19 protein-coding genes and 1 tRNA gene are annotated in these 17,770 nt (G+C 40.2%); 3 read left to right on the forward strand and 17 right to left on the reverse strand.

What is annotated here, in order from left to right; translation table 11 throughout:
* Positions 1-292: 292 nt before the first annotated feature.
* The 3 genes from NSQ51_RS13735 to NSQ51_RS13745 all read right to left on the reverse strand — a co-directional run bounded on the left by NSQ51_RS13735 (position 293) and on the right by NSQ51_RS13745 (position 2,441).
* Positions 293-880 carry a hypothetical protein gene (locus tag NSQ51_RS13735; protein WP_121650185.1) on the reverse strand — a complete coding sequence of 196 codons (588 nt, stop codon included), beginning with the start codon at positions 878-880 and terminating at the stop codon, positions 293-295.
* Between the two features lie 206 nt (positions 881-1,086).
* Positions 1,087-1,821 (reverse strand): hypothetical protein, encoded by a 735-nt coding sequence (locus tag NSQ51_RS13740; protein ID WP_121650184.1) that lies wholly within the window; start codon positions 1,819-1,821, stop codon positions 1,087-1,089.
* Between the two features lie 125 nt (positions 1,822-1,946).
* Positions 1,947-2,441, reverse strand: coding sequence for a hypothetical protein (locus tag NSQ51_RS13745; protein ID WP_033026111.1), 495 nt, complete (start codon positions 2,439-2,441; stop codon positions 1,947-1,949).
* A 347-nt stretch (positions 2,442-2,788) separates the two neighbouring features.
* Here NSQ51_RS13745 and NSQ51_RS13750 point away from each other — a divergent pair, with 347 nt between their 5' ends.
* Positions 2,789-3,403 (forward strand): hypothetical protein, encoded by a 615-nt coding sequence (locus tag NSQ51_RS13750; protein WP_121650183.1) that lies wholly within the window; start codon positions 2,789-2,791, stop codon positions 3,401-3,403.
* Positions 3,404-3,985: 582 nt separating this feature from the next.
* Here NSQ51_RS13750 and NSQ51_RS13755 read toward each other — a convergent pair.
* From NSQ51_RS13755 to NSQ51_RS13810, 12 genes are all read right to left on the reverse strand, one after another.
* Positions 3,986-4,282 (reverse strand): hypothetical protein, encoded by a 297-nt coding sequence (locus tag NSQ51_RS13755; RefSeq protein ID WP_033026119.1) that lies wholly within the window; start codon positions 4,280-4,282, stop codon positions 3,986-3,988.
* A 100-nt stretch (positions 4,283-4,382) separates the two neighbouring features.
* Complete coding sequence (locus NSQ51_RS13760) at positions 4,383-5,561, reverse strand: phospholipase D family protein (RefSeq protein WP_121650182.1); 1,179 nt, start codon at positions 5,559-5,561, stop codon at positions 4,383-4,385.
* Between the two features lie 30 nt (positions 5,562-5,591).
* On the reverse strand, positions 5,592-5,783 hold the full coding sequence (locus tag NSQ51_RS13765) for a hypothetical protein (protein WP_121650181.1): 192 nt from the start codon (positions 5,781-5,783) through the stop codon (positions 5,592-5,594).
* Between the two features lie 415 nt (positions 5,784-6,198).
* The gene (locus NSQ51_RS13770) at positions 6,199-6,543 is read right to left on the reverse strand and encodes a BsuBI/PstI family type II restriction endonuclease (RefSeq protein ID WP_233434111.1); all 345 of its coding nucleotides are present in this window, start codon (positions 6,541-6,543) and stop codon (positions 6,199-6,201) included.
* A 24-nt stretch (positions 6,544-6,567) separates the two neighbouring features.
* Positions 6,568-7,743, reverse strand: a complete 1,176-nt coding sequence (locus tag NSQ51_RS13775; protein WP_050367390.1) for an ISL3 family transposase — start codon at positions 7,741-7,743, stop codon at positions 6,568-6,570.
* A 95-nt stretch (positions 7,744-7,838) separates the two neighbouring features.
* Positions 7,839-8,480 carry a BsuBI/PstI family type II restriction endonuclease gene (locus tag NSQ51_RS13780; RefSeq protein ID WP_121650194.1) on the reverse strand — a complete coding sequence of 214 codons (642 nt, stop codon included), beginning with the start codon at positions 8,478-8,480 and terminating at the stop codon, positions 7,839-7,841.
* A gap of 16 nt (positions 8,481-8,496) precedes the next feature.
* Complete coding sequence (locus tag NSQ51_RS13785; protein ID WP_121650193.1) at positions 8,497-10,029, reverse strand: Eco57I restriction-modification methylase domain-containing protein; 1,533 nt, start codon at positions 10,027-10,029, stop codon at positions 8,497-8,499.
* Between the two features lie 284 nt (positions 10,030-10,313).
* On the reverse strand, positions 10,314-10,799 hold the full coding sequence (locus NSQ51_RS13790; protein ID WP_121650192.1) for a hypothetical protein: 486 nt from the start codon (positions 10,797-10,799) through the stop codon (positions 10,314-10,316).
* Between the two features lie 11 nt (positions 10,800-10,810).
* A complete protein-coding gene (locus NSQ51_RS13795; protein WP_131385738.1) occupies positions 10,811-11,140 on the reverse strand; it encodes a hypothetical protein in 330 nt (109 codons plus the stop codon).
* A gap of 292 nt (positions 11,141-11,432) precedes the next feature.
* On the reverse strand, positions 11,433-12,038 hold the full coding sequence (locus NSQ51_RS13800; RefSeq protein WP_033026122.1) for a recombinase family protein: 606 nt from the start codon (positions 12,036-12,038) through the stop codon (positions 11,433-11,435).
* A gap of 273 nt (positions 12,039-12,311) precedes the next feature.
* Entirely contained in the window at positions 12,312-12,728 is a 417-nt protein-coding gene (locus NSQ51_RS13805) for a hypothetical protein (RefSeq protein ID WP_121674111.1), read from the reverse strand.
* A complete protein-coding gene (locus tag NSQ51_RS13810) occupies positions 12,721-13,854 on the reverse strand; it encodes an IS4 family transposase (RefSeq protein ID WP_121678437.1) in 1,134 nt (377 codons plus the stop codon). The genes NSQ51_RS13805 and NSQ51_RS13810 overlap by 8 nt, the downstream gene beginning before the upstream one ends.
* 362 nt (positions 13,855-14,216) lie before the next feature.
* Between NSQ51_RS13810 and NSQ51_RS13815 the strand changes: the two genes are divergently transcribed.
* Complete coding sequence (locus tag NSQ51_RS13815) at positions 14,217-15,653, forward strand: DDE-type integrase/transposase/recombinase (protein WP_047817981.1); 1,437 nt, start codon at positions 14,217-14,219, stop codon at positions 15,651-15,653.
* A 411-nt stretch (positions 15,654-16,064) separates the two neighbouring features.
* On the opposite strand, the gene NSQ51_RS13820 is transcribed toward NSQ51_RS13815, so the two are convergent.
* Positions 16,065-16,136, reverse strand: a tRNA-Ala gene (locus tag NSQ51_RS13820).
* 346 nt (positions 16,137-16,482) lie between these two features.
* Between NSQ51_RS13820 and NSQ51_RS13825 the strand changes: the two genes are divergently transcribed.
* Positions 16,483-17,391, forward strand: coding sequence for a thermonuclease family protein (locus tag NSQ51_RS13825; RefSeq protein ID WP_049624798.1), 909 nt, complete (start codon positions 16,483-16,485; stop codon positions 17,389-17,391).
* Positions 17,392-17,514: 123 nt separating this feature from the next.
* Here NSQ51_RS13825 and NSQ51_RS13830 read toward each other — a convergent pair whose 3' ends face one another.
* Complete coding sequence (locus NSQ51_RS13830) at positions 17,515-17,766, reverse strand: hypothetical protein (protein WP_033016279.1); 252 nt, start codon at positions 17,764-17,766, stop codon at positions 17,515-17,517.
* Positions 17,767-17,770 lie beyond the last annotated feature (4 nt).

Here is a 17,770-nt window from a genome sequence, read left to right on the forward strand (position 1 = left end):
TTATTTTATCAAATATCGAAAGTAAAATTCCATTTCATTTATAACCATATAAAGAATCTAGTCAGCAATGGATTAAAGTATATCAAAAATGATAACTAGACAAGGAAAACGTTACTAATCTCTGTATGACCGTTACCTCAATCTGCAACTACTATATACCGCAACAAACATAAAAAAATCAACACCTATACCTCTAGCTAACCTTTATAAGGTTAGTTACCGGTTGCTTAGGTGTTGATTTTTTACTTGTTATGAACCAACGATTTTTTAGGTACCCCTTTATACATCAGCTCTAGTCTACTCTAATGATATCTCTTCCAACCCTACTCACGAAGATTTCATCGAACATAGCAACATTTGTTTCCTCGTTTAACGTATATGCAGAGAGATAGCCCTGCTTTGCCTTGAAGATTGTATGCTCTACATATTCCTTTATCACTACCTCGCAAGGATTATCCATTAAATCTGGATCGATGTAAATCGCTTCTTCAAAGATATTCTTTGGAACATACAAATAACTCTTAATTGGCACTACCTGCTCGAATGTATTTACTTCAAATTCGCTCTGAATATCCGGCTTTTTCCCTAACATGATGCATGAAAACAATACATGGTAAACCATCAACCCGTTTTGATCTAATTCATCTATTATTTCTTTGTCTCTGTCTGTTACCCCTTCTTGGATTATCATTGTCGGTCTTAAACTGTTGGTGACCAGTATCTCTCCATTCTTAAAAGCATCTATAATACTTTCCTTGACACCTAGTGTCTTCATTATCTGCTCTGCTAACCTCAAACTCCTTGATGTGTAAGGTACTATTTTCGATACATCCCCCTTATTCCATAACCTCGAATCTCTCTTTCCAATCCTTTTTGGCATCCCTAAAACCTCCCTTAATTTGGTTCTTAACTAATTAAAACCTGCTTTACGCAGGTTTTTAATCGGTCAACTAGTTATAAGCTAGCTCGCGAGTTTACTCTTAAAATTCGCTTATCTCTAGCGTTTTGAAAAATTTTTCGGGTATTTTTTGATGAAATGCCTTTTTAAGAGCAAATACCCCTTTTATAGACAATAAACCACTGCCGCTAACGACCATAACTCCTTACAAATTCCTCTATTTTCTGCCGGTTTACTTTACCTTTATCAAAATCATATACTTTCCATACATCTATCGAAACCGCACCACTGTCGACTGCCTCTAATCGAGAAAAATACCTTTTTAAACCTTTTTCATACTCTGTGCGAGATACCGATTGAGTTCCTAACTTGTACTTTTCAGGCTCTGCCTCGCATCCATCGCATACATTAAATGGATTTGGTCCAGATGCGTAACTGATCTGCTTCGTGTAAATCGTGTCGCCTTCTAACTTTATTTCAAACAATCCACTGCTCCAACTATCTAGACCACTTGTGCCGTCTTCTCCGATAAATATGTAATGACCATTACCCCGATATAACGCTATGTTCGAATCCTGTACCGAAAACGCCCACATTCCAATATGAAAACGAGTCTTGCTCTCAATAGGTGCGCCCGATATACCTGCACCTTTATGCTTTAAATGTACGATCTTGCCACCTCTTACAGTTATCGCTACATTGATCGGAGATGTTAAACGACCTACCGAACCGCCTAAAAGCTCTGGAATCCCATTTATATCTAAATCGATTAATACTAACTCGTCATTCGGGTCGAGAAATGTATCTCTGGATTCGAAGATGCTATCTAAATATTTCACATAAACACTCTGCCAACTTTCTTGAGGGTGAAGAAACAACACCAGTGGCATTATCAAAAGCAATATAAGAAAAGACTTTTTCATTTTTACCCCCTCCCTTTAAAGACGTGTCTATGTTACCACGTTAAAGGGTACGGGCAAATAAAAAATAAAACCGTTCTGAAATAGAACGGTTTATATCACCTCCTCTGCTTTATTTTTTGCCTTCATCACACTAACAATTTTTTTAACTCTTTTAAATCAGACAAGTGTTTGCGAAGCTCTGCTTCCTCATGTTTATTAGTGACTACATTTAACTCATCTTTTATCTTCACTTCAGCAAATTTTATTGAAAATTCTGCGCCAATCTTTATTGCGTTACGTTGAGCCTCCTCAAACTGTTTTTGAGCATTCTCGAATTCTCTACTTATTCTCTCTAGACCAACCGTTAATGCTTTACGTTGAACCTCCTCGAAATTTGCTTTAGCATCACAATATTTATTGATTGCTCTTTGAATTCTCTTCAATAGTGCCATTAATTCATATATTTGTTCCTCCTCTTCTTTTATTTTGCGCATTAAGATACCACCATCATCAAACCCATTATCTTTAAGATATATTGCACTTAATGCTAATTTTTCTAGCCTATTTAACTTAAATGCTAAAAAATCACAACATTCTCCTGAATATTCAATTACTTGCAACATCATTTTGTTAAATTCCATTTAAACCCATCTCCCTTTTTATAGTTTTATTATTTGTTACATATTTTTTCGATATCTCTTGAATTTAATCTTGAAATAGAACCATCTCTTGTATTGTTTTAAAAATTTCATAAAAAATTTTTTAATGTCATAGAAAAAATCCCGAAGAACCCCCTTAACGATTTATACTCTTCCTATTCGAGAGTTACACTCTTCAAACCAACCACTACCTATCGCCCCTAAATAGTTCAACAAACAGCCTCTATACAACCTCTCTCCAAATAAAATGAACACCAAATTTATAGAAATGTTTCGTACTTAAACCTCATATCTATTAATGAAATTACAAATGAATGGAGGATAACACTATGAGTGAAAAGGAATTATTTGAAGTTGAGATTGAAACGATTAATAAGTGCTTTGAACAACTGGTCGACACTTTTAATAACTTCTTTCAAGGTGTCGAAATCAATGAAGCCCATATTGGAAGATTCAAAAAAGAACAAGGCAGAATGAAACAATTTGCTGATGGAATTAGTGCTCTTCAAAAACAATGGGAAGATTATCAACAACATATCATAGATATTAAATTAATCGTCAATCGGACTTCTTTAGAAGTCGATCACCATAACGGTATAGTGCGTATCCTTACCGAAGATCTTAGAACTGCTAAAATTAATTCAAACGTTTTATCTATCGATTTATTCCGTGATATTGTTCTTTGCACAGTTGAACAATTTACAAGTGGTAGACGAAATCCTAAGCCTATCGATATTGCAACATTAATGGAGGATGAAATTAGAAGCAGAAGTAGATATGATAGCAAGGATTCTCAACGAGTGTTGGTTTATCGGGTCTTTCTTGTGTTGCAAAATGAAAATGCTGATATATTAACTCAAACTGTTGATGGCGAATTTAATCTTAACAAATCAGTAGATGAAGTCAAAGAATGGTTGGATCGAGTATTAAGTGAAAATCGTTGAATGTATAAGAACCATTAGATGTTGCATCTAATGGTTCTTTTTCATGCGCACTTGTGAGGGTGCGCGGTTTGCTCGTTTTTATAATGAGGGATAAGGTGAAATGAAGTGTGGTGGAGTGGTGGGAGAAATCATTTCTAATGTAGTGAAATGCTCATAAAAACGCCTCATTGCTCGAGTTGAGGTGATCTAACCGAAATTTGTATATCATGTCTGTCTTTGCTCTGTTTTTTCTTCTATGCCTTTGCTTCTTCCTCTCCTGTCTATTATGAATAAACTCAATTTTTAGATGCTGAAATTGTTTTTTTTATTGCACATTTTTTAAAAATTTCTTTTGTTATATAAAGCTGTTTTCGTATATTGTATGAAAGTATCCTACAAAGAAAAAAATTTATCTAAAACGGAGAAAAAATTTTCCTCCACAAAATATTTACCCCACATCTAGGTCGCTAGACGAACTCTGACTGCTTACCCAAAGCTAAAAATATACCTAATCTGATATATAACGAACATTATTTAAAAAGGTAACCTGCCTTTTCTTTTTCAGGTTACCTTTTAACTCTTACCCATCACCGCATTATAGAGTTATCTTTCAATTTGGTTACTTAATTGAACTTTTCTTACTTCTAGTTCCCTCTTGCGTTCCTGTAAAACCTGTTCTACTGTTAAGTCTCTAATCTGGAGAGAGAAACCTTTTTGCCTTTTAGGTCTTCGAGTTGCTTGAATGTCGTAAAGCTTGTACTCTCGACCTTGCTCTGGGTAAACAACGAAGGCAACGTGCTCCTCAGTTGGTACAAGACCCATTCGCTTTAATTTGTTTTGGGTAAATAAGTGGTCAGGTACTTCCTCTGGAAGGTAACGCTTTAAATTGTCTTTAGTCATATTAACCTCCGTTAACTTATCAAAAAATTACACCTGTTATTTACAGCAGACCTATGAATAGTCAGTTTCTAAAATTATAGGTGCATTTTTTGTTAGTTCTCTATAAATTTATTTCACCGTATTTACTAAAACGCTTATTTAATTCATCCATTAGAAAGTTATACGCTTCTTGAGTAATACGAATGTGTGATCTTCTGAAGTGCATGCTTTGTAGGGTTTTATGGCTTACCTTATTCCTTTTTCTTAAAGACGGGAAGGCTGCTTTCCCAATACTATTATACAAATCTACCAAACGAATACCATTCTTAATAGGCGCATTAATTACTTTTCCACTTGTCAATTCAACATAGTATGGAAAACGATGTTTCCAAGGAGCATCTTTAATATCAGCATCGTCAACAACGTTATCCTTATTGAATCCTTCTGTCTTGGCATACCCTACAATCATAGGTGTAGGTTGACCATGTTCATCGTAACTAACAATTGTTAAGAATAAAGTATCATCCTTTGCAATTCCGCTTGGTCTGCGTGGAAAGTAAGTAGTCTTCAAATCTCGATTCCGTATACCCTTCATTTGTTGGTAATTCAAATCATTAGGAATTCTGTTCTCTCCGGTTCCTTCAAACTTTAACCAATAACCATTACTTCCCTCGTCTGCTTCATATGTATTTTCTAGAATTGACTCGAATAAATCAGGATGAACAATTTTCTTTAACTCTACACCTTTTTTCTTAATATTTGAATATGTAACAGTTTTATCCCTTTGATTTGCTGCCAACTGAGGAACATACCTCTTTTCTTCATCGATCCATTCTTGTGTAACAACTCCTTTATCCCCAGCTGCTTGAATTTGCTCTAACAAATCATAGAAATACTCTTGAGCTTTTTCTGCTATTTCTGGTTCATCATCCATTAGTACGCAAATTTCATGATTAGACACAAAACCACCTTTTGTAAAATTGGCTGAACCAATGATTGTTGAATGTGAATCAAACAGATAAAGTTTTGAGTGTAAATCAACTAATGCATATATATTTGCATTTGCATGTAAAAGGCGTTCTAGTCCGTATATACTGCTGACACGTTCAACAAAGTCTTCCCGATAAAATCGTGTAATGATATTACAAACTACTGAAGGATTCTTAATTAGCCAATCGGCTAATAAGTTTGCAGTTTGCGTTCCTATAAAGGGAGAAATAATATTCAATTCATTCTCCGTTTTCTCTAAAAGTTCTTGAAACTGATATAGTAGGTTTTTGGATATTAAACTGACAGGCATCTTTTACCCCTCCCACAATTAAAGCTGCAACTATTTCTTTTCGTTTCTTCCACCTGGGACAAATTCATTGCGGCACCATTTTACAAAGTTTCCTGAATGGAGCATGTATGTTCTTGCCGTGTTATCAGCTAACAGACCTTCTTTCGCTTTTTCTTTTACTTCATTTTCATATATTTGATGCAATTCTTCTAATTTCTTTATAAATTCTTGTGATGCCCTCATCTGAATCAGCTCCCGATTAATATTTTATTTAATTATATAAAATTTTTTCTATTTATATAAGTTGCAATAAAGATTTTCCGATTGTTCGATTCTGTTTTCCTTCATAACAAGTCATTTTGATAGAATGCAGCGGGCGTTCTACTGGATGTAAAACAAAGTTTCAACTTATATATTTAAGTAATTTGTAGATATGGTTTATGTGTTGGGAATTGAGATTGTGATCCAATAAAAAGTACCTAATCTTTTAGCAGTCCACAAATTGAACTACATATAAAAAGTTAACTCTTAAAAAATTAAAAGGTAACCTGCTTCGTTTTCAGGTTACCTTTATAAAATACCTTTTATCTACCTTGGTTGATTTCCATTTACTTCAAAAAGACCCTTCTTAGGGTTAAGATATAAATTCATATCAGGTTTAACGTGGACCCAAGAATCTGTCGCCATTCAAATGTATCATGTGGTCAGGGTTATCAGCAATCCAAATCTCTGTCTCCCATGCAATTTCGTTAATAAATTTTTTAAAACCATTCTCACTGCTCATATCTAAAAATGCAGTAACGTATATAATTCCGCATTCGCAATTCTCAAGCATCGCTTGAATTTCGTGCATTCGTTTCACAGAAATAGGTCCAACGGATGTTACGGCTTCAATAAAATACAACCAGTTTTTATCTGGTCTATATAATACAACATCAGGTAACTTATCATGGTCAGTAATGCGAACTCCTAATTCTTCTAATTTCTCTCTGTTTTGGTTCATCACCAAAAGTTGTACTTGCACCTGTCATGAAAGTATGTTAGCTGTTTCTAGCCGAACCCGCAATGCAAAACGCTGGATATTTCTGTATCCGTATCCCCGACGTTTCATCAGCTTGATCTTGTTATTTGTTCCCTCCATTTTCCCATTTGAATAAGGGGATAAAATGCACGATATGATTTCGTCTGTTCGTTTGACGAGTGATTTTGCGATGGCGCGAACAGCAGAACAAGGACAAAACAAATACCGATGAACCCAGGCGTTCAAACGACGTTTCGCTTGTCGCTCGTTTTGGCTTTTGGATACATAACGAAAATGTTGAAGGGATTGATAGACAGCCTGCAAGGAATCACTCTCTTTCTGCCACTCCCGCACCGTTTGGCGCTCCTCCTCGGTGAGTTTCTCGGGGCACTGGGTCAATAAGCGGCAAACATGCCGAACATGCCCATGTTTCTTGTTCCCTTTTCCGAAGGATTTGCGGCATCGATCCAACGCTTCCGTAAACAATTGAATCACATGAAAATAATCGACCACATGCTTCGCTTCCGGACACACCCCTTGAATGGCTTTTTTCATCGCTGGAGCCAAATCACTCACGACATACTGAACAGAACCAGACACAGGAGCCAACACACGTCCAATGGCTTCCTCGTTCTTTCCTGCTTCAACGGCATACACTTCTCCCGTTTCGGCATCCATGACTGCCACTCCGTAATCATGTCCTTTTCGAAACGCAAACTCATCGACACAAACTGCCTTTGGTTGGATGTCATTCGATAGGAAGGAAGGGGCATGGGTATAAAACCAGCGTTCAACGGTCGTGTACGGAAGCTTGAGCATACGAGCCACCGCCTGAATGGATGTTCCGATGCAAGATTGCGCCACCCATTGCTGAAACGCATCCGTCGCTGCACTTCGAGGGGAAATTCCGGGATAAGACGTGCTGAATGTCATGCCACATGTACAACAACGTCTACGCTCCACAGGGAGTTCCACCCAAAAGATGCCGATCCGTTGAGCATACCCATGCATCCATTGCTTCTTTTTTCCTGTCATTTTGATCGTGCGTTTCAAGCAAACAGGACATAACGGGCATTGTTCAGGAAGAGAAAGTTCGAAAATCCAACGTTCTTCTTCTTTTCGCACCTTTTGAATCAAAACATCTGGTAAATCGATGAGTTCTTTGATAAACTGAGCGTACATGCGAATTTTCCTCCAATGGTTTGGTTTGGACACCTTTACCATACAGGAAAATTCGCATTTTTTGTACCCTCTATTTTCTCTATGCACACCGATCTTCAATGATCAAGTACAACTTGTGGTGAAGAGCCTCTGTTTTTAACTAAATCTTTTTTTGCCGTGTCTCCAACATATAAAACCTCTGCCCCTGGTGCAAACCGTGGAGCAAATTCTTCTATTATTGCCTTTTGAAGCTGATTATGTTTTCCCGGACTGAACTGTAGCTCTTTTCCATTTACCTTTACTGGTATCATGGTCATTTCTCGAACTTGGCTATATTTCTCTACCAAGGTTTCATGGTTCTCCAACCATGCTCCCAATTTTTCTTCCCATTCATCCGTTCCATATGCGCGAATGACTTCCAACACTTCATCTGTTAAACGATAAGAATAACGAGGGCTGTTTGTTGCTCGTTCTTCATCGTCTACATTGCGAACAGTTATAGCTCCATCGCAAAATTGGTGGATGGTATCTTTGCGGATAGTTTCTCTTGTGTTAGGTTTATAAACTTTTCCATAATGTTCAGCCATGAAGTTCATCATATCAACAATTCTCATAGGTTTATTTGTAGCTGCATCCCAGTTGTCTTCCTCTTTTAATCCTGCAAGTGCTAAAAATGTATACGCACTTCTATCGTTGTACTGTTGCTTCGGCATTCCTAATGCTTTTAATATTTCTTTTGCTTCTTCCAGTTTCCCCACTTCAATCACTCCTGATTTACACAACATTTCTCTTTCTAGATCTGGTAACTATAAACATTTCATCAATAATAGTATCACAAAATTCAACGGTAATACTATCCAGATTCATCACTTTTTCTCCGATTTGAATAATGTCTGTAAGTGAAGGAAGTGGGATTGAGTTCATTTCTGTCGCATTTACTTGTGTACTTCCATTCAATATTCTGTAATAGGTATCAACATAACTGCTATTTAATATCGCAAATAATCCAAACATTTCTTCCCTTGTCATTTCTCCATTTAACTTTGTGATATAGTTTAAATGATTTTCAATGCCAACTTTTTTATAAGGGAAGTTTTCAGCGATGTATAAAGCGCATTGTACTCTTTTTCTCTCTTCTTTACTTGTAAATCGCTTTACGAGAATGTAATCCTTGCTGTCTAATAAAATCCCTTTACTATCTTCCGTATTCAGAATATATTGCGGATTTTTAGAAGCAGGAACAGGGAATGTTATTCGGTTGTTAGAAAAATGGTTTGACCAAAGAAGAGGAACGGTATTTTCCACTTCTTCTTCTCTTAAGAATTCAGTTGCTCTAAAATCCACAACGGGTCCTGTTTTTAACTTAAACCCCAAACTTGGTAGGTTATACTTCCAATTCTTCATCATGTTAAGTAACTGAACTTCATCTCTCGTTGTTGGAATCATGATAAAAAGATTATCCGATTCTATATCTACAACAGTACTATAAGGTACTTTATGAATAAATCTTTCACCAGTGTACATATTTTCACTTGCGGATATAAGAATCGTATCTGTTACTTGAGTAGTTTTAATGGCTTTTAAAATAATCGCTTCTTGTAGTACTTTATCATTATCAAATACATCTTCCCTTGAATGAAATAGGTGAAGATTCGTTAGGCGAACAGTATTTAGAAAATATTCCCGAAACTTTTTAAAGTAAAGTCCACTGGTAAAACTTCTTGGTGTAATAAAAATCATTTGCCCATTTTGTTTCAACAACTTTGCAGAAAGAGCCATGAATAAGAAGTAAATATTTGGTTGTCCATGTATAACGGAACTCATTGCCACAGATTCCGGTTCTGACTTTCCTATCTTTTTATACGGAGGATTAGAGATAATCACATCATATAGACTTTCTTCTTCTCTGTGTTCTCTACCATTCCAATAGTCACTATTATCCAAAATAAAATTTTCTTGAATGATATTATAAGAAAATCTTTTACCGTTCTTTTCTAACACTTCACGAACCAATTCCATGTTAGCTCTTAGCACTGGTAATACATTTTCGTCATTTTCATAAAGATCAATATGAACGGTATTAATATTGCTTTGTTCCAAAATCCTTTCGCACAATGCACCTGCAAGAATGCCTGTACCAGCCCCAGCGTCTAATATCTTAATCGTTGACGTGTTATGTTCCATTAAATTTGCCATATAAGTGGCAACAGCAGGCGGAGTAAAGAATTGTCCTATTTTCTTACGGTTACTTTTATTTACTCTTTTTCCGTAATCAATAGTTGTATCGTAAATATGATTGACTAACATTTTTTTACACCTCAAAATATCGTATATCCGTTCTCTTATTTTAACACAACGTGGTGATAAGATTAAATGTTGTAAGCACTATGCATGATAAAAGACGAATTGAATTATTGAAGATGTACTTAGGGAACAGATATTTTAAAATTTAAAAGTAAACAATGTAGCAATAATCTTTTTGAACTGGTTCGATAATTAAAAAAAAAGACATACAAAAAGAAAGACCGATTTATTTCGGTCTTTACCTTATAAAATACGTACCCCACTTCTCTATAATTAACCTCTTTCCCTTACCGCACTACTGCCCTTAAATAACTGCCCAGCTCAACAGGAGGTACATCACACTTCATATAATCATGATACAAGCCTATGTCATTTAAACGAGCACTTATATAATGCTTTATCATTATGGCATCCCGTTTTACACTACTCGGTCCTTTATAAACCGGCTGATTAAAAACATCTGTTTTTGTGTAAAACTCTAATGCATAATGAGCATCCTTTAGCACCTGATAAATATTCATATTATAGCCACGTATCCTTATTGAATCCAACACTTTGTGTAAATCCGATTTCCGCTTTACACAATTATTTAAACAAATTATCAAATGACTATCTGTATCTATAAAAACACGTTCCTTTTGTGACCTATTTGACAAGTCTACTCTCGGTAAAAATTCTCCATACGTACCTATTAACGTTTTGACATGCAACTTGCTGTATTTATCAAATACAACTGCCACTAGTAAATGATCAGGTCTCTTAATATAAACCATCTCTAATCACCTCATTCAGTTTTATAAAGCCGCTCCTCAAACTCAAATATTGGACATTGGTGACAGAAGTATGTCTGTAATAACGAATCAGGAGGGATTAAAAAACGACAACATACAGAACCACATAACACCAACAAATCACATAATTCTTGATAGTATTCGCTCTTCTTGAAATTTACAATGTCCTGTTCAGTTCTTAATGCTTTTATTTGATTCTTTAGCCCCGTAAGACTATAAGGCTCATAAATACCTCGATTTACCCCTATTTTTAATAGATACTCTAGTCTGCCTATAACTTTCAGATATTCTTCTCTTAAATACGCAACCTGCTCTTTACTCAACATCACCACTCCTCGAAATTACCTTTATCACGCTAAGGCTCACCACCTTTCTTGATGAAACCTAAAACTTTATTTCCCTGCTCTAAAAATCACTACGCTTAAAACTAATTATTTCTATTGATTATTACTTTTTTCTAATACCATTTCTTAAAATCGATGTCTTGTCTACCCAACTAACTGTTTTATTTTTACAACTTAACAAAAAAGACAGCATAAGACACTCGATCCACGAATGCTATACTGTCGTTTTTATTATTTTTTGCATAAAAAAAATAAGACCCCAAACAGAGCCTTATAATGATGCCTCGTATTCCTTTACCTTTTTATAAAAAGTCGGCTTCTTCATGTTTACTAAATTCATGAACTCCACCGCTTTGATTTCGCCTTTTTTCCATTTTTTATATAACTCATCCCATTCTTTAGGAAGTTCTAACTTTGGTCTTCCCATATGTTTCCCCCTAGCCTTAGCCGCTGCTATACCTTCGGCTTGACGCTGTAAAAGAGTTTCACGTTCTTGTTGAGCTAAAGTCGTATATACCTCGATTAATATAGAATTGACCATATCTAAAACCCATTCTTGACCTTCTGGATAATCCTGCATTGTTGTAGGCATATCTAAAATTTTTACCCGAATCCCGTTACGTTTAAAATACTCTAAATACTCTTTGATTTGTGCTTTATTCCGACCTAACCGATCAATCGATTTAATATACAACGTATCGCCAGACCGCATTGCTTTTAACATATTTTGAAACCCTTCACGTTCCATGTCTTTCCCACTAGCCTTATCGCTATAGATATACTTTTCATCGGTAACATACTTTTTTAACGCATCATATTGTCGATCTAAATTTTGCTCTTTAGAAGAAACCCGAATATAACCGAACGAGATATTCATTAGACGATACCACCTTTATTTGGAAAGTTATTTTTGGTTGTCTAATGATACCGTGATTGTTTATAAAGGTCAATTAGTTTTCATACGTTTATAAAGTTTAATTTTCTTAATAAATAGACGCTAAATAGATATGAAATAGTACAGTAAGAAAAGGGGTACCTTTATAGACTATTACGATAACAAATTCCTATACTTCTTAACCATTTGTTACCATTTGAGACAAAAAAGAAAAGGCTTTTAAAAGCCTCCAAATAAAACCTAATTTTTACATTTTTACTCTTCCTCTTTTTTAGCCACATTTAAGTTTAACTTTTCTTTAAGTGCTAACGCTACCAGTGTCGGTGCAGGAGGTAATTTCCCACCAGATATTTTTCGATACTTTTCAGTGTTCTTTAGCAATGCTCCAAATTTATCTGCATACTGTGGCTTGATTACCCAACTACCATCTGGCATATATACATCGATATCTACCATCCCTGCTTTTATCGACCTCCTACCGTATTTCTTATTGTAGTTAATTGTCGGAGTCGGAAGCTTCGCATCGCCTCTATAAAATGCAGGAGATTTTACAGAAAGATGTACCCCATCAGAATTCCCATATTCATCACAACAGAATCCTCCATACTCATCCCTTATGATTAAAAACATAAATTCATAAAGTGTAAGATAACACGAGTGTTGATTATCCAAAATTAGACATACGCCTTCCATAAATTTGGGCATACTCAAACAAAGCAGCGGCCATCCCGGATTTCCAATCGAGAGGAAGCTGCCCAGAGAAAAAACGGCGAACAAACGAAATGAAGGAAAGAGAGACGTTCGTCCGTTTTTTGGTTTGATCATACAGCCATCGCAGCAACACATACGCGATGAACGCCGCAAACAGTTGGTTGTATACCGCATTTTCCGTCGTGCCAAACAAGGTCGGGACATTCAGATATTGCTTCACCCAACGGAAAAAGATCTCAACAGTCCAACGTTGTTGGTACATGTCGGCAATGGTTTCCGCAGACGCATGGAAGAGGTTCGTCACGACCCGAATGTCGCGGCCATTCGCATCTCGAAAGATCACTACCCGGTGACGCTTGGTGGAGCGGTATTGTTTCGTTCCCAACTGGCACGTGAAGTCGGCTTGAACCGATGAAGATGCGCTCGGAAGGCGGTTCAAGCTTTTTTTCTGATGAAGTTCGATGTTGTCCTTCATCCGAATGACAAAGAGCTGATGCTGCTCCACAAATCGATCGAGGCGTTCGATTTTGAAATACGCCCGGTCTTCCACCAGCACTTGTTGAGCGTTCGTCAACTGTTCTCCCACCGGGCCATCATGACGCAGTCCGATGGTTTCCACCACGTCTGCCGGCAACGAGGATTCCGGCGAATACGCGACGTGCAGCTTCACTCCGGCGCGTTCGCCGTGATACGGAGCCCATGGGAGGCGGTTTTTCCCGACCGTGACGGTCGTCGAATCCACCACCCGAAGCGGTTTGGGAAACCGAAGCGAACGGCGGGTTTGGCGGTTGCACTTGGAAATGATCAACGCCAACAAGCGTTTCATGATGTCATAGGGAACTTCTTTCGCTTTCTTGGATACAGTTGAATAATGGAATCGCGGCAATCCATACAGAGGCCCCACATCGGCTCCGTGGCGAAAGCTTTTCCATTGATGCATGGCGGCCAGCAGGAAGAAGTGAATCAACTCGCGCAACGTAAAGGTTCGAGACGAATCACGATACCCAACCGCTTCGGCAATCAGTTGAATCTCTTCATCCGAAACAAGTTTTTGCATCAAATTCGGGAGTGTGGTATGCTTGTTCATAGAGAGCACCTCCTGGGTTTGTTTGTGTTGCTACTCACATTCTACAGGAAAGGTGCTCTTTTTTCTATACCCTTTGGATTTTATTGGATAATCAACACGCCTGTCTTCATATCTTGCCTTACACCAGACACAAATTCTTTATTTGCCTCATGCATTTCTTCAAAAAACCACTTAATATTTTTAAAAAACTCCATGTATTGTACCCCTCCCAAACTTACGGTATTGTCAAAAGTTTATCCTCCACACTCACGGTTTTCCCTTGAGTTTCAACGGTTGGAAGAAAAAAAGCTTGCCACCCCCGTTGTTTTCGGCCATCATTGAGGTAACGACACCCAACAGCCAAAACAAAGGAGTGACAAGCTTTGTTACCTCAATTATTAGCCTATTTGCTCGAAATAATCAAGACCCAATATCAAATCATTGTGTATTTGATGGGTGTGATCGTGGGAAAATCCTTGAATCTCGAGGACTTGGACGAACCCATCCAAAAGCCGTACCGGAAACTTCAGGTCGATGACCTTCCGATCATCGATGTGCCGGAAACCCTTGATTACCGAAAGCTGTTGGCAGACTATGAAGCCCAGCACGGACGTCCTTTACGGCCCATCCAGCGCCGCGCGAATGCGAAACACCGTGTTCCGGATTCGTTGACCTGCCCTCGCTGCCAGGCTCCCTCTTCTTACCTGTACGCCAATAACGGCGGAAAAGGGCAATACCAATGCAAAGTGTGCCAGTGCCGGTTCAACCACCGAAATCGGTTCACCAAGCAAGCGGTCTTTCGCTGCCCGCACTGCAAAAAGACGCTGGAAAAAATCAAGGAACGCAAAGAATACAACATCTATAAGTGCAAGAACAACGCTTGCCCGTTTTACCAGGCCAACCTTCGCCGGATGACGAAGAAGGAGCGCCAACAGTTTCAACAGGATCCTCAAGCCTTCAAGGTGCGGTATTTGTTTCGAGAGTTCTTGTTTGACTTTCTCCCGTTGGCTTCCTCGTCGCTCATCAAGCCGAAGGTCGATTTGTCCCGGCTGGCTGCGTCGCCGCACGTGTTGGGGCTCGTGTTGACGTACTACGTCAACTTTGGGATGTCCTCGAGGGAGACCGCCGCCGCCATGAAGGACATCCATGGCGTCTCGATCTCCCATCAGACGGTGCTCAACTACGCCAACAGCGTCGCGCTTTGGATCAAGCCCTTTGTCGACCGGTTCCCGTATGAGCTGTCCGGTTCGTTTTGCGGGGACGAGACGTATATTCGCGTCAAAGGGCGCTGGCATTACCTGTTCTTTATGTTTGACGCCGTCAAAAAGATCGTGCTGTCGTATCGCGTCTCGCCCAACCGGGACACGCTCTCGGCCATCAAGGCCATCGATGATGTCCTCAGGAAGCTAGCGTCCCTCCCAGACGACTTGTCGTTCGTCGTGGATGGCAACCCGATTTATCTGCTGGCGCAACACTTCTTCGCCCAACACGGGATTTCATTTGACGTCCGCCAAGTGATCGGGCTGACCAATGAGGATCCGGTCTCGGAAGAGTTTCGCCCTCTCAAGCAGATCATCGAGCGATTCAACCGGACCTTTAAAGGCAACTACCGCCCGACCCATGGGTTTGGTGCGGAAGAAGGCTCGGTGTCCTTTGTGACGCTGTTTGTGGCGTATTTCAACTTTCTGCGCCCACACAGCGCGCTCGAAGGCCGGGTGCCGGTCGTCATCCCGGAACTGGCGGATCTTCCGCATATGCCGGCCCGGTGGACGAAGCTGATCGCCATGGCACAAGCGTTTCTCCAACAAGAGGCGGCCTGACTTTTTTGTCCTCTGGAGCCCGTTGAACAGAACTCCTGCCGGATTCGGCGAAGCGAACCCTTGACCAACCGAACACCGCCAAAGGTAAAATTCGGTCATGGCAAGGGCGGCTTTCTTATTGCCTTCTTTTTTGTCCCCGTCGCCCTTGACGACTCTTCCGCACCTTTGGCGGGTGTTGGTCAAGGGCGAATCCGGCCCTCCGCATGCCCCACGATGCTCAATGGGATGATCTGTGTGGAGTTTTCATAGAACTTTTGACGCTACCAAACTTACTAATAAATTCTACTATATTTATACAATGTCCTTCTTCCACATTCCTGCCCGTTAATTAAAAATCAACATTATACGTTAACAACGAAGTGAAAAAATAAAAAAAAAGCGACATCACTGTCGCTTTTGCTAGTATGTATATGGAGCATATCGGATTCGAACCGATGACCTCTTCGCTGCCAGCGAAGCGTTCTCCCACTGAACTAATGCCCCATTCTTATGACACTTTTCATTATGGACACTACTTATATTATCATAAAAAACAGAAAAATATCAACTACAAAATGCACACCCATCCGTCATTTTACCCCACCCTTTTATAAAAATCATTTCTTGGATTGCCCGTCATGTTCACATAATAAATGCTATTTGCTATACTTTTACTTGAATAAAACACGAAGCTGTTTTTCAAGGATTTTGGGCAGTGTAACTGACAAGCGTGGGAGAGCGTCGTGCTGGCAGCGCGAAGGTCACCGGTTCGAGCCCGGTATGCTCCATCCGTCAAACCCTTGCGTGGCAAGGGTTTTTTGTTTTCTGATTTCGCGGAGAGGGGATCACGATGAAGCGAATGATGATCATGATCGTTTGTTTGGTGCTGATGGCCCCGATATATGCAGCCGCCCATCGTGGCGAACTAGATGAATTGGGCGGACATTTTCGCAACAGCGACTGCACGTACTTGCTGCATGAACCGACTGCGCTCGCGAAACAGGCGAAAACGAAAGAAGAGCTTGTCCAACTTATTCAGAAATACAACGGCAATGAACGATGCAAGCGAAACCTCACTCCTGACCGCATTGACCTCGACGGCCATGCGCTCGGGGGAAAAGAGGGCGATGCTTCGCTGCGGCTGGGCCGGACATACAAAGCGGCATTGGTAGGGTGCGTGGACGGTGACACGGCCAAATTCCGTGTGAACGGCCATGTGTATACAACCCGCTTTTTGTTCATTGACACCCCGGAAAGCACGATCGAAGTCGAGCCATATGGAAAAGAAGCGAGCCAGTTCACGTGCTCCCGCCTGCAAAAAGGGGACATTGTGCTTGAAACAGACGGGAATACGTTGTTCGACAAATACCAGCGGCTGCTCGCTTGGGTGTGGGTGGACGGTCGCCTGTTGCAAGAGGAGATTGCCAAAGCGGGATTGGTGGAAGACTTTTATGACTATGGCGATTACAAATACGAAGACCGTGTCCGCGCCGCGTTGAACGAGGCAAAACGGACGGGGACGGGCATGTACGGAAGGGGAGCGGCAGATGAAAAGCCAACGCCAAACGGGGCGGACCATCCGCCTGATGGCAACACGCCGTCAAACGAGAAGTCCGCTGGCAGCCCGGCCGCCGATCAACCGTCTGCTTCCGATCAAGAGGCGGCGCCGAAAGACCGCGCGGGTCATCCCGTTGTTTATGCGTTGCTTGGTTTGCTGGCGGCGGCCGCGCTCTATTGGTTCGTCCGCCGGGGGACATGACCGGTGCGGGCGGATGATGGCAGCTCGAAACGCCCGGCTGCCCGCATCTTGACGCCCTGCCAATGAAACAGCCTGTCCGGTGCGGACAGGCTGTTTTGGTGCGGGCTGCAGGACAACCCGCTGCTATTGTTTCGGGAGCAGTTCTTCAATGCCGCCTTCGTGGGCGGCCGTTCGCCCGGACGCCGCCTCGAGCCGGCGGAATCCGTATTCCTCCAAACGCGCAATTTGCCAGTCTGTGAGATCGGTGTACGCGATGACAGACGGCGTGCCGGACGATTTATAAATCAAATTGCCGGTCACCGGGCATTGAAAGGCGTCGGCGACAAATCCTTCGCCGTCTTGAATCGTAAACAGCCGAATCGGCATAACGTTCATGTCA

It is taken from the genome of Geobacillus sp. FSL K6-0789 (genome assembly GCF_038593135.1).
GTDB lineage: Bacteria > Bacillota > Bacilli > Bacillales > Anoxybacillaceae > Geobacillus > Geobacillus stearothermophilus.

What these genes read in the sequence shown, in the direction of transcription:
- NSQ51_RS13735 (WP_121650185.1), bottom strand. Translation starts at nt 880, where the DNA reads ATGCCAAAAAGGATTGGAAAGAGAGATTCGAGGTTATGGAATAAGGGG.
- NSQ51_RS13740 (WP_121650184.1), bottom strand. Translation starts at nt 1,821, where the DNA reads ATGAAAAAGTCTTTTCTTATATTGCTTTTGATAATGCCACTGGTGTTG.
- NSQ51_RS13745 (WP_033026111.1), bottom strand. Translation starts at nt 2,441, where the DNA reads ATGGAATTTAACAAAATGATGTTGCAAGTAATTGAATATTCAGGAGAA.
- NSQ51_RS13750 (WP_121650183.1), top strand. Translation starts at nt 2,789, where the DNA reads ATGAGTGAAAAGGAATTATTTGAAGTTGAGATTGAAACGATTAATAAG.
- NSQ51_RS13755 (WP_033026119.1), bottom strand. Translation starts at nt 4,282, where the DNA reads ATGACTAAAGACAATTTAAAGCGTTACCTTCCAGAGGAAGTACCTGAC.
- NSQ51_RS13760 (WP_121650182.1), bottom strand. Translation starts at nt 5,561, where the DNA reads ATGCCTGTCAGTTTAATATCCAAAAACCTACTATATCAGTTTCAAGAA.
- NSQ51_RS13765 (WP_121650181.1), bottom strand. Translation starts at nt 5,783, where the DNA reads ATGAGGGCATCACAAGAATTTATAAAGAAATTAGAAGAATTGCATCAA.
- NSQ51_RS13770 (WP_233434111.1), bottom strand. Translation starts at nt 6,543, where the DNA reads ATGAACCAAAACAGAGAGAAATTAGAAGAATTAGGAGTTCGCATTACT.
- NSQ51_RS13775 (WP_050367390.1), bottom strand. Translation starts at nt 7,743, where the DNA reads ATGTACGCTCAGTTTATCAAAGAACTCATCGATTTACCAGATGTTTTG.
- NSQ51_RS13785 (WP_121650193.1), bottom strand. Translation starts at nt 10,029, where the DNA reads ATGTTAGTCAATCATATTTACGATACAACTATTGATTACGGAAAAAGA.
- NSQ51_RS13790 (WP_121650192.1), bottom strand. Translation starts at nt 10,799, where the DNA reads ATGGTTTATATTAAGAGACCTGATCATTTACTAGTGGCAGTTGTATTT.
- NSQ51_RS13800 (WP_033026122.1), bottom strand. Translation starts at nt 12,038, where the DNA reads ATGAATATCTCGTTCGGTTATATTCGGGTTTCTTCTAAAGAGCAAAAT.
- NSQ51_RS13810 (WP_121678437.1), bottom strand. Translation starts at nt 13,854, where the DNA reads ATGAACAAGCATACCACACTCCCGAATTTGATGCAAAAACTTGTTTCG.
- NSQ51_RS13825 (WP_049624798.1), top strand. Translation starts at nt 16,483, where the DNA reads ATGAAGCGAATGATGATCATGATCGTTTGTTTGGTGCTGATGGCCCCG.
- NSQ51_RS13830 (WP_033016279.1), bottom strand. Translation starts at nt 17,766, where the DNA reads ATGAACGTTATGCCGATTCGGCTGTTTACGATTCAAGACGGCGAAGGA.